Genomic DNA, 12,546 nt, shown 5'->3' with positions numbered 1-12,546 from the left:
ATCATGAATCCGAGTCCAGAACTGAATTCCATCCTCAAGCAATTGCGCCTCTCGGGCATCCTCGACTCGCTCGAGCAGCGCAACCGGCAGGCCATCGACGGGCAGCTTGCCTACACCGAATTCCTCGCCATGCTGTTGCACGACGAGGTTGCGCGGCGCGACCAGAAGAAACTCGGCGCGCGGCTCGCCCGCGCCGGCTTCGCGCTGGGCAAGACGCTCGAGAGCTTCAACTTTGACCTGCTGCCCAAGCTCAATCGGGCGCACATTCACGATCTGGCCACGGGCCGCTACATCGACGAGAAGGTCTGCATTCTGATGGTCGGCCAAACGGGCGTCGGCAAGTCGCATCTGGCTCAGGCCCTGGGCCACTGCGCGGCCCGCCAGGGGCGCGACGTGCTGTTCATCACGCAGACTGACCTGCTCAAGAAGTTGCACGCCGCGCGCGCTACCGGCCTGTACGAACGCAAGTTCCAGCAGTTCGTGCGTGTGCCGCTGCTGATCGTCGATGACTTCGCGCTCAAACCCCTGCATCCGCCCCACGACGAAGACTTCCACGATCTGATTGCCGCCAGGTACGAGCGCGCGGCGTCAGTCTTGACTTCAAATCTCGACTTCAGCGAATGGGGCGACGCGTTCCCCGACAACCGTATCCTCGGCGCCGCCACGCTTGACCGGCTACGCCACGGCGCCTATCGCGTGGTGATCGAAGGCGACAGCTTCCGCAAGCCCAAACCAATGCCTGAAAACAGCGAAAACACCGTTGCAAAATCCGGCAAAAAACCGCATTCTTGAGTCCCTTCGAAATCGCGTTTCGGGGCCACTTCTGGTGGCCTCATTATGCCGATCATCACCGGCTCGATTACGCCGATCCGTGACACAAGCCAAGCATAGACGCTTTTCGGGGCCTGCAGCATCGCAGCCAATAGCGAAAAGAGCGTCTCAACTCCTTGATGAAGTGCTAACCGCGCGACGGTGGCGCCGCGATGCTCATCCTCCTTGGTCTTTTGGAATTCCGTACCAGCCATGCGACCGACGGCGCCGAAGTATTCCGCGTCGGCTCCCCTAAGAAAATCCAAATTATGTGTATCAAACGGGTGTTCCCAAACACAATATGGCTCGTCGGCAACTGCGAATACTGTTGCTTTCACCGTGGGTGTGGTCATTTATTCGTTCCCCTTTCGGCATAGGTAACCGGCGTGCACGGGCCGCGACCGGACGGATCGGTGGTCAGAGGTTCAAACAGCGGTTTTAACAGTGCGGGCCCTTTGCGGCGTCGCGCTACACGATGAATCTTTCGCAGATGGCGGCCTTCGCAGAGCAATATACGCTCTTCCAGCCTGGCGGGCGTGTGCACCACGACATTCGGTTCTCGCGTCAAGATGCCGCGAAACACACACTTTGGCAACCTGTAAACCAGTGACCAACCGAACGCCCACTGCGGCCCCCCAAGACCAACGCTAAGCGCGAGCGACCGCTGTGCCCTCGGAAGCCGCCGGTAAAGTCACGTCAGGTCGAGGGGGCCGAAGTGGGTCGGTAAAACTCACCCATTGATGTGAGCAGTATTGTTGTCCAACATCCGTTTGCGACTGGCGGCAATCCGAGCTGCAGCCGACGCATCGCTCCCTGTCGCCCAATGTCCGCAATGCCGAGTTGCGCGCGTAGCGCGTCCGTCAGGTTCCGGAGCATTGCGGCCGCTTTAGGGTAGCCCGTAGGAAATGTGTCACAGCTTCGCCAGGAAACGGAGAACTTTCGTTCGACGCCGCCGGCCAACCGTTTGGTCCTGTCGCGGAATCCCTCAATGGGTGGCGAGAAAGACGGCAATACCGGTTTCCGGTTCGCAATGAGGCGCGCCAGCACGCACCGCCGGTTGTCGAGTTTCGTGGCTGAGCGAACAGTCGACGCGTTCCCCGCGGCCATATCGAAGCCGCGGGGCCGCGCTTTTCTCCTCGCTACCCCGATCACGCCTGTTCTTTCGTGACGTGTGAAAGAATACGCCTATTCTGAAACCGGCCGTTACGCAATCTGACGGGCAAAACAGCCTCTCAATAAACACATCGCAAGGTCTTGATTTTGCGAGTGGTTTTATGCAGCCTCCGAAACAGGGGTAAGTTTGAAACCCAGTTTTTCGGCCCGACGGGCAAGATGATGCATGACGCGTTGACGGTAACGCTCCTCGTAGTAGTCTTGCCCCTGATCGATAAATTCGCCGCCTTTCGTCAGCATCGCATAGATCAGACGCGCCAGCTTATGCGCGGTCGCCGTGATGGCCTTGGGTCGGTCCAGTCTGGCGCACATGCGCCGGTAGTAGGCGCCCAGTGCAGACTGGCTGGTACGCAGTGCTGCGGCTGCCAGACGTAAAGCGTGTGCCGCACGGTTAGTAGTACGTTTGCTCGCGCTGGACAGCACCTTGCCCCCGGAGATCTTCGTTCCAGGACACAGGCCGAGCCATGCTGCAAACTGCTTGGCGCTTCTGAAGCGCGAGAGGTCCGTGCCTGTTTCGGAAATCACCTTCAGTGCGGTTGCCGTGTCGATGCCGTTAATGCGCGTCAGATCAACACCGCACAGGCCAATCAGGTACGTGCGTAAGTCGAACCGTGGAGCATTCTTGCCGCGCGAACGACGCTGAGGCTTATCCAGGCTTCCAGCATGCTTTTGCAGCGCGGCCAGCATGGCCTCAAGCTGCTGGTCACACACCATCAGTTGCGTACTGTATGCGTCATACAATGACATGGCCTGCTTCAGTGTGAACAGGTGCTCGTCGCGCCAGTTGCCCTGCAATGACTTGACGATGTCCTCTTCACTGGCGCGGATGCGGGCGTGTTTCATTCTGGCCAGGGTCACGGCGTCCCGCTCGCCGGAGATGATGGCGCGCACAATCTTCTGTCCCGTTTCGCCCATGATGTCGGAGATCACGTTGGCGAGTTGAACGTTCATTTGCGATAAGGCTTTTTGTATATGCTGGACGTGTCGCGCCTGATAGCGCAACAGCATATCCCGTTGCCGTGAAACAGCCCGCAAGGCGCAGATTTCGTCTGTCGGCCGAAACGCTCCCGACAGCAACCCGTAGCTCATCAGTTGTTGCAACCACTGGCAGTCAAGCACATCGCTCTTGCGGCCCGACACATTCTTTACGTGCCGGGCATTGACCAGATGGACCGTGAAACCCCGTGATTCCAGCAACTCGTACACGGGTATCCAGTAGACTCCGGTCGACTCCATTGCCACAGTGTCGATGCCGCAGGCTGTCAGCCAAGTGGCCAGCTTCTCCAGCTCACAAGTGAAACTCTTGAACTCGCGCACAGGTTCGTCGTCACGATCAGCAGGCACCGCCACATAATGGCTTGCCGAACCAATGTCGATGCCCGCCGCGTTCGGACAGGCTATCTCCAGCGTTGTTCTTGTGCGCATTGCCATGACTTTCGTCCTTTGGATTCGAGGTTGCCGCACAGGTTCGGGTACGTCGTTGTACTCACTCTCTCAAACGGGATGGCCGTTCATCACGGTCTCACCAGTGTCGCCGACGTGACCCAGGACCACGCTCTATCGCGGGCTGAGATGCACCATTGATGAATCGGTCTTCTCCCGCGCGGAATTCAACCTTACCGCAAGGGCGTCGCCACATGTTTATTGCAAACGCCTTTCGGCCGGCGCGCCGATTATTTCGCTCTATTCGTGAAGACAGGACGAAGCTTGCAACGGGGGGCATTCTCATGGGGCAGTATGGAGCCAAGGCGATCCTCTCAACGAACGGCGAACCCCGGCAATCAATTGTCTTTTGACAGGTTGCGGACGGCGTCCTCAGTCTGGATCGTCGAGGTGCCTCGTCGTCGGCAGACGCCCGAACGTACCGCGGCATGGTGCAGAATTCGGTGATAGGTCATTGCGCCATAGCCCCAACCGCGCTCATGGTGTCACGCAGCTGCGTGACACTCAATTCGATGCGGGTCGTCCGGTTTGACGCCCCGTTCAGAACAGCGATGCCTGACGCGGATCACGCGCGGGCGGTCGCGAAGCGTTAGCCGGCTTGCGACTGCGCGCCGACCCGCGCCGCTGTGCGACACGGCGTAAATGCGCGATCAGGGACACGGTCTGCATGCCCGCCGTAAGCGTGAGTGCAAAGTGTCCAATGTCTCCCGGCGCACCCGGGCAACAGGCGCGCAGCGACGGCCGCAGTGAAAGGCGCCGGGCGCGGGCGATTAACTGGCTGCGGCTCATACCGGGCCAGCAATCCGCGACGAACTGGCGGGCGGTGGCGGGCAGTGACTCGGGGGCGACGTCGCCGGGCAACGCCAGGGCAACGAGTTCAAATGCATCAGCCATCGTGGAACACTCTCCTCCTCTCCAACGTCGTGCGAAGCAGGCCGGCGAACATTTCTGCCTGTGAGCTCGCGAACCCGTATCTGCCATCCGGTTCGGATCTTGCCACAAGTCGCGTTATGAATACCGCCGCTATCTACGCCTGATCATCCACTGCGGTCTGCGCTACCGCCTTGATGTTGCAGAGGCGCCAATGCCTGCAAACGCTTCGTGACTCCGTGCACGACCAAGCACCGCGCTGGATCACAGCAAAAAGATCGAAGCTTTACTCAAAATCATCATCTCACCGGGACGTGGCGACGGTGGCAGCCCTCCATCCGGCGAACGCATGCGACGGGACGCACGAACTCTGAAAGTTGCAATCCACAAAAGGTGAGCTAGAATCAGGTGCATTCTTCACCAAAGGATCGCTCACCATGCAAATGCAAAGCTGGGTAGGAACAATCGAGCGCGAATGGCATCAGTTGCGCCGCGCCGACCCCACCCTCGACGTCGAGAAGTTTTCCCGTCACGTCATTGCAGCAAACAGGACTGGCTTCCTGTCAGCCGAGTCGATCGCCGCCATCGCAAATGCGCTTCTCACCAGCACGCTCAGTCGCGCGCCGGACCTGGGCCGCTGGCTGCTGGAGCGCATCGGCACGAACCGGCATCCGGCCTGGCGAATGGCAATGGCCATTTCTCTCGTCACACCAACGGGAGGCGAGGCGGACCTTGAGAAGGGTAATGTGATTTTCGAAGATGTGATGAAGGATGAGACCGCGGACGCTCATCTTCGCGGCATGGCCGCCGCCGCGCTGGCCGATAGCGCCCGACTCGGGCGGGGCATGCAGGCCGACGTGAGCCACGCGCTCTCGCTTTACGAGCAGGCCATCAAACTGGGGCATAAGGCCTCAGCTCACAATCTCGGGCTGTTCTGGGAGGGCGCGTGGGGTGCAGAAGGCAGGAGCGGTATGCCGGACCGCACGAAGGCTATACAAAGTTATCGACGCGGTGGAGATGACATGCGTTGCCAACGCCGTCTGGCAGCGCTGCGGTGAAGCAGCCCCACCGCCTGCGAGACGAGCCGGAGGACGAGGTTAAGAGGTGACAACGCGTTGAGTTGGCCGCACCTATGCGCCGGCAGGCAAACTGGTGCCGCGTCTGTCGGCGCCCGGACTGAAGCGTTCAGATCCATACGTAGTCAGAACCTCACGCTCCACCGGGCGCCTTCGTGATGACACAGGCAGTGTCACTATCGACGGCCTCTCTCCTTGGGACTTGCGTCAGGGATTGCCGACATCCGGCACTCGACAGACTGTCCCGTCAATGGATACGACGACGTTACGGAGAAGAGACTCCTCCTGATGCGAGGGCGCGCATGGTTTGAACGCAGGTCTGCGCGAAATGAAAGGTGACGGGATCTCGGCGTCAATCGGCGAGCAGGCTTTCCGGATCGATACCAGCGATACGATTCAGCGAGGCGCGTGTGAGCCTCCCTGGCGCTTCGGATGTCGGCAGGCAAATACGTCACCGATGGTATGAGCGCAAATAATGCCTGGCAATTCGAACCATTCAGGCCTGAAAAAACCAGCTGGGCTTTTGCGCGGCTTACTGTGCAAGTGACCCGTCCCCAGACCGCGGACGGACCAACCGCCGGCGGGCGCTTTTGCGCTGAATGTGAGAGAGCCGACGAATCAATCTTCCATCGCCTGCCGGACATTTGGAGGTGTTCCGTGATCGGCACAAGGGAGACGATGCGATGCCTAACAGGTCGGGCGCAATCAGACTGAGACTGGAAGATGCGGACGTGAGCGCAGTGCCGCGTTGCGGCCCGGCTCCAGCGTATGTTTTGCCGGCGGATCGTCGTTGACGCGCCAAATGCCAGCATCGCCTCATTTATAATTCGAAAGCCAGCACGCCAATCATCGCAGGAGCCCCTACTTTATGAGTCAACCCCGCGGACGATATGCGGGATCTCGGGACAGCGGCCAGCGCCAGCCTCGTCACCCAAAAAAATCTCCGCCCACCCGGCCGAGACAACCATACGTCAATGCACCTGCCCGGGACCCCGCCCAGACGGCCTCCATTTTCAAGACACGGTCGTTCCAGTTTCTGGTCGATACGGTGGGCGCAGAGAATATCGCGCTGGGACTGGGATCGAACATGGCGCGGGTGGCCGAACTGACGAAGGGCGAAAGGTTCACGCCCGAGACCGCCTTTCACATGGAAACCACGCTTGGGTTGCCTCACGGCTTTTTTGACCAGCCCAATCCTGCGCTCGCGGCCGAAACCATCGCGCGCCTGAAATCACCGCTCGACTTCATTCAAACCGACGACGAACCGGAATCGGTGTCGGAGACACCCGAACCGGATTTCGCCCTGAGCGGCGACCAGCAACCCTATCCTGAAACCAGTTTGTCCGAGGAAGCGCAAATGCCGAAGAAAGCAACGGGCGGCTCGCCCAAGGCCGTCAGGAATGGTCGAAACCAGATGGCCGGACAGCCCTCCCCTCGTGCGCCGCAAAAAGGCTCACCCCCGAAAACCAGGACGTCTCCCGGAATAACGCAACAGCAGGCGCTGGCGCTGGACGACAGCGCCGCGGTTGAGAACATCCGGCGCGCCAACCTCCACGTTCTCACGGGTCGCAACGGATCGAAAGCAAGACTGGGTGTAGTCATGGCGATGAGCGGATCCAACATGGCCCATCGGCTATATGGCAAGAAACGCATGGACGGTGTCGAAGCAAACCGTTTCACGGAGCAACTTGGTTTGCCAACTGGCTGGCTGGATACGCCGCGCGCCGAAGCCGACATTCCGGAGTCGGTGTCGCGTTTGCTCACGCCCGCTTCGCGCGGCCGTGCTTCCGTTAAACAGAACGAGCCGCACGCGGCCGCGACGAAGGATGGCGTGCCAGCGAAGCATGCCGATGCGAAGGCGCGCACGGGGCGCGCACGAGCGGGCGTCCGGATCGAGCCGGAAAGCGCCTCACCCGTTTCGCCCGAGATCGCAGCAGAGAAACAACCGGTAGCCGTCAGCCAGCAGGATCATGACAGCGACGCTCCGGGGGTGCTTGTGGGGCGCTCAGCAGAAGAAAGTGATGGCGAGGCGCCGGCAGCCACACTGGCAAGCCTTGAGTCGCTTCCAGCCGCTGAAACCCCGCCGCAATCCCCCATCCCGCTCCCTGCTTCCGTGACCAGCCTTGAGAATCTTCAAGGTATCGCGCCGATCGCGGAAGCGTTGATCAAGACGCTGGCAGGTAAGGCGCGCACGGGTCGACTGGACGAACTGAAGGCGCTGCAGCTTTTGCAGCAGGCAGTCCTCTTGTGAGTCGGCGGTAGCGTGCTACGACAGATTCTGCAATGACGCATGAAACGCATCGGGGTAGCAGCCTGACCCCGGCGCGCGAAGAATCGCCCTGTTCCTGAACGACGGTGGGCCGTAGCTCAATGGTCGAGAAATTGCCTTAGCTTGTCGACCCGACCCGGGAGCATCCGTTTTCACACCGCCCTGCTTTCGATCTGCCGGATCCGTCCGGGTGCCAGGTCAAACTTTGTGCCCTGCTCCTCGAACGTATGGTCGGACGCTGTTTTGAGCGCGGAACGCGTCCGGAGTACCTACGCTTACGCGGCAAAAGTGCATCGAGCGCCTCATCGATCGCGACAAACGTAGAAAACATGCTCGCCGCACTCCGAGATGAAGACGGCCATCAACGATCAGGTATCCTGACTTTATACCTACAGTCTTTTCGCGCTGTCCCGACAAAGGTTGCTATGGAAGTTGCTCCGGATCTGCGTCTGGAACAGGCGAACTGGCAGTGCCGGCGAGGAATTGCCTGAGGCTGCCGCGCGTCAAACAAGATGAGGTCTCTCATCCAGATTGTCGCGCCACATGAGGCGGCGTTCTGCGCTGATTATTTTGTGCAGGGGTACGATGGCGAGTTGCGCATCGTGCAAAGCCAGCAGGCTCTCAAAAACGGGAACAGCGTCTTCAGCGAGCACCCACTCGTTTGCTGCATGGGCCAGTTCCAGGGGCGGCCTCCACGGCATGTTCCGCAGTCTTGAAGCGTCGGACCGGTTCGTTTCCATAACCGTCCTGCTGGAGACACCATGCGAGGTACACGGTTCGCATCAGCTCATTAAACAGATGCCTGTTGCCATGACCGTCGCGGCAGGCAACAAGCGCAAGATGGGAGGTCAACGATTGCTCCCATCGGCAATAGCATCGCTTTCGTGAGGTGTTTTCGTGAAACACCTGCCCCACCTCGCTTTGAACTCATGTCGTCTGAAAATGTATGTGTGACAGTGCGACTATTCTGACGAGGTCTTCTCCGCGATCGGCGATTCTGGCGTCGCGAGCCCCTCGCCTTCCGTCTTCTCTCCGCGAGAGGGTGAGTTACAAACTCATTGAATTATTTTCGCCGCGCAATAAAGTGCCATGTGTGGCACGGATACGTGGAGGGGTGATGAGCGGAAGAGGACGGTCCAAACGGGAACTCGTGCTGAGCAAATCGGAATTCGAGCAACTGAAGGCGCCGGCGATGCGACGCAAGACAGCACAGGCGCTGGGGTTGCGAGCGCGCGTCGTGCTGGCCTGTGCTGAAGGGATGGACAACAAGACGGTCGCGGCGAAACTGCAACTTACCCAGCAAACTGTCTCTAAACGGCGCGCGCGATTTGTCGCCGACCGGGTGGACGGACTGCTTGACGCGCCACGCCCCGGTGCACACAGGACAATGGAAACACGCATGTCGACGCGGTTAGTGCGGTGGCTCAACCAGGTCGAACGCTGGTTCGCTACGCTTACCGAAAGGTACCTTCGCCGCGGCACGCATCGTTCGACGCGCCAGCTCGACGATGCAATCCGGCACTACCTTGACGTCTACAACGCCCACTCCCAACCGTTCATCTGGAGCAGGTTGGCCGACGAGATCCTGGCTAGTCTCGAGCGGCTTTGTGTGCGGGTTCAGATGGCCGCGGGATGAATGTCATGAATATCGATACCGACGCAATCGACGAAGTCGCCCTGGCACTTCTCTACCTGACGCTGCACGATCAGTACCGCGCCTGGAAGGGCTTCGACTGGGACGTGCTGAATCGCCTTTACGAAAAGGGCCTCATCTGCGACCCGGTCAACAAGACGAAGTCGGTGGTCTCAACCGAGGAAGGGTCATGTGAGTCCGAGCGCCTATTCAGGCAGCATTTCGTTATCCCGGACCGCACGAACGGCTGAAGTAACGAACTTCTAACTCATGACAGCGGCGCACGAGCGCACAGCCGTGTAATCCTGCCGTGAGAAAATTGCGCGACATCGGAACGGTTTCCCGTGGACCTGCGTGGGCGAGCACGCACTCCGCGGCCGATGTCTTTGAATCGGAGAAAGGATGACCACGGTAATCAGGTACGGCGTCTTCCTTCTGGCAATCGCTTTTCCCACGTTTGCCGGCGCCCGGTACGTTGAAGTGTGGAATCCGCCCGCGGCGCGAGGCACCATCACGAAAGACGACAAGATTGTTGCAGCGTCCGGTGTACTCGGCGAATTTGACACAGAGGAACAGGCGCGACCGGCGGGTATTCGATGGGCACGTGCACGGGTGCACAGTGTCGACTTAATCGAAGCCGCCCCCGATCGGTCGGCGATTTTTAAGCCCCGCCCGATTCGTCCAATTCAGTATATTCATTTCCTGCCATCTTTTCGACAGAGGCTACTCTCACATTTCCAAAAGGGTTTGCGATCAGGTATCGATATGACACGAGATCGCGGAAGCACTTTCTCACTGTGAGGAGCGCTTTATGGCGGCTTTCGTACGAGATCGGTCCACGGAAGGGACGCCAGACCGGTCCGTCGCGCGGTCGTCGCCCTTTCATTACCCACATGGATGACGGCTGCCAAAGGCAGTAACGCGTCTAACGGGTCTCGTACCGATTGATACATTTTACGTTCTAATCAATACAAACTAGCGTGTTGAGTTCGGTCAGTAGTCTGCTGCAGACGAAAAATGGGCTTAGGAAACGGGTCTCGCCACGGAGCCCGCGCATTTTCGTGAAACATTCCCTTTCAGATTGGCGAAGGCCCTTGCCACACGTGGGCTTCCGGGCGAGCCCCGTTCAACGCCGGATGTTTCACGGTTGTCTGCCTCCTCCGCGAGTAGCAGGCCGTCGCCAGCGCGTGAATCCAAGACTCGGCGCATAGCCGCGAATCGGCCAACACCAAAGTTTTTCAATATTTAATTCAGTTGTCCGAACATTCCAACTTTCACTTCCTTGAGGTCGGAAGTGAATCTGGAACCGGTTAGCCGCGGAGGCCGGGCACACAGGGAGTTGCGTTTCCGACGGGACTATCGCCATTGCTTCACTCGACGGCTGCACTTGACGCGACATTATCGGCGTGTGCGCGATGTAGCGACACGACAGGTTCCGTAACTTTAGAACAGGCCAGGCGGATGAAGATCACCGGGGAGATTGAAGACGTCGAATTCCGCGAGGCGGCCGCCGTACCAGGCCCTGGAATGACGCGCCGGCGCCCGAAAGCGGCCTCGACTGGCAAAGCCCGGCAGCGCCGCGCGCAGCGCGACCAAGCCGACGCCCGGCGCATCGGTCTGCAGCACCTCGCGTTCTTTCGCGGCTATCTCGAAGGCCTGGATCTGGCGGAACTGGCCGACCAGTAACTCGGGTTCGGCCGCGACAGCCGGAAAGCCGCGGCCACCCGCAACTGGCTGGTGACCGCCTTCGTCGCCGGCGCGCGCAAGCGGCAAGTTTTTGCGACCGCGCGACCGCTCGCGAGCCTTCCGGCGGCGCTGGCCACGTCAGCGTCGCCGGAAACGGCGGCCGCCGCCGCGCCGTCGCTGGAGGATTTCGCCGCCTGGCACGACCCGGACGGCTTCCATACGGAAAAGGATCTGCTCGAGCTGTTCACCGCGCACCGTGTGGGCCAGGCCGCGGGCGGTGCGGCTGGCGCCGCGACGCTGCGCCGGCCGCAGCGCAATGCGCGCCTGAGGGTCCGGCAGATGGCAGCGCGCGACGCGCTCGCGCGCCTCGTGGTCGAGGATCCGAAGCCGAAGCATCACGTGCTCGGCTGGTTTGACACCGCCGTGGCGCTGCGCCTGTCGGACGTCGGCATCACCATGATCGGCAAACTGGTCGGGTGGACCATCAACGCCCGTGGCAATCGCTGGTACCGGGACGTGCCGCGGCTGGGCGAAACGGGTGCACGCCGCATCACGGCGTGGCTGGAACACTACCGCGATGTCGACGGCCTCCAGATCGGAGCGGATGCGCTGGCGCACCCGTCCAGACGCGGCCTGACGGTGCCGCCCCTGACACGAGATCCGGAGACGGGTATTGTGCCGCTGGAGTATTTTCTGGTCCCGGCGGATCTGGACGGCTCGAGCGGGGCGAACCGCAACCTGCTCAGGAACACAGCGGTGCGCTTCGGAGCGATCTCGTCGCTGCGCAGTACCTCGACCACAACGCGCTCGCGAAAATTCGGGTTTCCCTCGGCGGCGAGACCGACGAGGCCGGGAATGCGCGGCGGGTCGCCGTGAAACCGCGCATCCCAGGTGGAGCGCAGCCTCACGAAGGAGGCGAGGGCATTTGCGATGCGCGTACTCGGCGCCCTGCCCGACTCCGCCGCCGTCGCCCGCATGCGCTTTGTCTTCGCCCTCACGTACAGCACCGGCCCGCGCTGCGCCGAACTGCGTAGCGCCTTCACCGAGGATAACAGCGTGCGCTACGCCGGCGCCGAGCTTGGCTCGATCCATCTGCTGCGTGTGGTGGGGGAAAGGCGCGAAGGAGCGCTTCATTCCGCTGGTGCCGCCCGTGCTTGAGGCATTGGGCGATTATCTGCAAGTGCGTGATTTTCCGCGCGATCCCCTCGCCGGCCCTGTCGGCACTCCGCTTATCCCCCTCTGCCTGACAACCGGGACGTCGGCACGGTGCGGCGGGAAGCAGCCGAGCGTGGCGTGCGTTCCGCGCGTCAACCCTCACTGGCTTCGACACACGTTCGTGTCACACGCGCTCGCCAACGGAAAGCGCGCGGAATTTTGCGGGCCACGCCTCGCTCGATATCACCTCCATTTATGCAATTGCGGGACCGGGTCGTCAGTACCGGGAAGCCGAAATGTTCCTGCGGCGGGCGGCAGTATGATCCAAGCCCGGGCGTTACGGGAACCCTTTATCCATTGGTAGACGAAATCACGCACCAACGGCACGGCGTTTCGACGGGCGCGCTTCCTGTCAAATTCACTATATCGGT

13 protein-coding genes are annotated in these 12,546 nt (G+C 60.7%); 9 read left to right on the top strand and 4 right to left on the bottom strand.

Going from position 1 to position 12,546, the window contains the following annotated elements:
• Window positions 1-3 precede the first annotated feature (3 nt).
• Window positions 4-792: an IS21-like element helper ATPase IstB gene (gene istB, locus OKW43_RS33210; RefSeq protein ID WP_429452563.1), complete on the top strand. Its 789-nt coding sequence runs from the start codon at window positions 4-6 to the stop codon at window positions 790-792.
• On the opposite strand, the gene OKW43_RS33205 is transcribed toward istB, so the two are convergent.
• The 3 genes from OKW43_RS33205 to OKW43_RS33195 form a co-directional block, all read right to left on the bottom strand.
• Complete coding sequence (locus tag OKW43_RS33205; RefSeq protein WP_429452476.1) at window positions 690-1,163, bottom strand: hypothetical protein; 474 nt, start codon at window positions 1,161-1,163, stop codon at window positions 690-692. The genes istB and OKW43_RS33205 overlap by 103 nt on opposite strands.
• Before the next feature lie 919 nt (window positions 1,164-2,082).
• Complete coding sequence (locus OKW43_RS33200) at window positions 2,083-3,414, bottom strand: IS110 family transposase (protein ID WP_429452474.1); 1,332 nt, start codon at window positions 3,412-3,414, stop codon at window positions 2,083-2,085.
• Between the two features lie 552 nt (window positions 3,415-3,966).
• A complete protein-coding gene (locus OKW43_RS33195; RefSeq protein WP_429452472.1) occupies window positions 3,967-4,320 on the bottom strand; it encodes a hypothetical protein in 354 nt (117 codons plus the stop codon).
• Window positions 4,321-4,673: 353 nt separating this feature from the next.
• Here OKW43_RS33195 and OKW43_RS33190 point away from each other — a divergent pair, with 353 nt between their 5' ends.
• The gene (locus OKW43_RS33190; protein WP_429452470.1) at window positions 4,674-5,354 is read left to right on the top strand and encodes a sel1 repeat family protein; all 681 of its coding nucleotides are present in this window, start codon (window positions 4,674-4,676) and stop codon (window positions 5,352-5,354) included.
• Window positions 5,355-6,240: 886 nt separating this feature from the next.
• Window positions 6,241-7,623, top strand: a complete 1,383-nt coding sequence (locus tag OKW43_RS33185) for a hypothetical protein (RefSeq protein WP_429452468.1) — start codon at window positions 6,241-6,243, stop codon at window positions 7,621-7,623.
• A 521-nt stretch (window positions 7,624-8,144) separates the two neighbouring features.
• On the opposite strand, the gene OKW43_RS33180 is transcribed toward OKW43_RS33185, so the two are convergent.
• Entirely contained in the window at window positions 8,145-8,381 is a 237-nt protein-coding gene (locus tag OKW43_RS33180) for a hypothetical protein (protein WP_429452466.1), read from the bottom strand.
• A 377-nt stretch (window positions 8,382-8,758) separates the two neighbouring features.
• On the opposite strand from OKW43_RS33180, the gene OKW43_RS33175 reads away from it, so the two are divergent.
• The 6 genes from OKW43_RS33175 to OKW43_RS33150 all read left to right on the top strand — a co-directional run bounded on the left by OKW43_RS33175 (window position 8,759) and on the right by OKW43_RS33150 (window position 12,118).
• Entirely contained in the window at window positions 8,759-9,277 is a 519-nt protein-coding gene (locus OKW43_RS33175; RefSeq protein ID WP_429452464.1) for a helix-turn-helix domain-containing protein, read from the top strand.
• A 5-nt stretch (window positions 9,278-9,282) separates the two neighbouring features.
• Window positions 9,283-9,525 carry a DUF6429 family protein gene (locus OKW43_RS33170; RefSeq protein WP_429452462.1) on the top strand — a complete coding sequence of 81 codons (243 nt, stop codon included), beginning with the start codon at window positions 9,283-9,285 and terminating at the stop codon, window positions 9,523-9,525.
• 151 nt (window positions 9,526-9,676) lie between these two features.
• Window positions 9,677-10,075 (top strand): hypothetical protein, encoded by a 399-nt coding sequence (locus OKW43_RS33165; protein ID WP_429452461.1) that lies wholly within the window; start codon window positions 9,677-9,679, stop codon window positions 10,073-10,075.
• A 660-nt stretch (window positions 10,076-10,735) separates the two neighbouring features.
• Window positions 10,736-10,960: a hypothetical protein gene (locus OKW43_RS33160; RefSeq protein WP_429452459.1), complete on the top strand. Its 225-nt coding sequence runs from the start codon at window positions 10,736-10,738 to the stop codon at window positions 10,958-10,960.
• 51 nt (window positions 10,961-11,011) lie between these two features.
• Window positions 11,012-11,836 (top strand): phage integrase family protein, encoded by an 825-nt coding sequence (locus OKW43_RS33155; RefSeq protein ID WP_429452457.1) that lies wholly within the window; start codon window positions 11,012-11,014, stop codon window positions 11,834-11,836.
• Window positions 11,837-11,890: 54 nt separating this feature from the next.
• Window positions 11,891-12,118: a hypothetical protein gene (locus tag OKW43_RS33150; protein ID WP_429452455.1), complete on the top strand. Its 228-nt coding sequence runs from the start codon at window positions 11,891-11,893 to the stop codon at window positions 12,116-12,118.
• Window positions 12,119-12,546 lie beyond the last annotated feature (428 nt).

It is taken from the genome of Paraburkholderia sp. WC7.3g (genome assembly GCF_050436345.1).
Lineage (GTDB): Bacteria > Pseudomonadota > Gammaproteobacteria > Burkholderiales > Burkholderiaceae > Paraburkholderia > Paraburkholderia podalyriae.
This window is presented reverse-complemented; position numbering and strand designations above follow the sequence as displayed.

Coding starts and splice junctions, on each gene's coding strand:
- OKW43_RS33205 (WP_429452476.1), bottom strand. CDS start 1,163: ATGACCACACCCACGGTGAAAGCAACAGTATTCGCAGTTGCCGACGAG.
- OKW43_RS33175 (WP_429452464.1), top strand. CDS start 8,759: ATGAGCGGAAGAGGACGGTCCAAACGGGAACTCGTGCTGAGCAAATCG.
- OKW43_RS33170 (WP_429452462.1), top strand. CDS start 9,283: ATGAATATCGATACCGACGCAATCGACGAAGTCGCCCTGGCACTTCTC.
- OKW43_RS33180 (WP_429452466.1), bottom strand. CDS start 8,381: ATGGAAACGAACCGGTCCGACGCTTCAAGACTGCGGAACATGCCGTGG.
- OKW43_RS33200 (WP_429452474.1), bottom strand. CDS start 3,414: ATGGCAATGCGCACAAGAACAACGCTGGAGATAGCCTGTCCGAACGCG.
- OKW43_RS33195 (WP_429452472.1), bottom strand. CDS start 4,320: ATGGCTGATGCATTTGAACTCGTTGCCCTGGCGTTGCCCGGCGACGTC.
- OKW43_RS33150 (WP_429452455.1), top strand. CDS start 11,891: ATGCGCGTACTCGGCGCCCTGCCCGACTCCGCCGCCGTCGCCCGCATG.
- istB (WP_429452563.1), top strand. CDS start 4: ATGAATCCGAGTCCAGAACTGAATTCCATCCTCAAGCAATTGCGCCTC.
- OKW43_RS33165 (WP_429452461.1), top strand. CDS start 9,677: ATGACCACGGTAATCAGGTACGGCGTCTTCCTTCTGGCAATCGCTTTT.
- OKW43_RS33160 (WP_429452459.1), top strand. CDS start 10,736: ATGAAGATCACCGGGGAGATTGAAGACGTCGAATTCCGCGAGGCGGCC.
- OKW43_RS33185 (WP_429452468.1), top strand. CDS start 6,241: ATGAGTCAACCCCGCGGACGATATGCGGGATCTCGGGACAGCGGCCAG.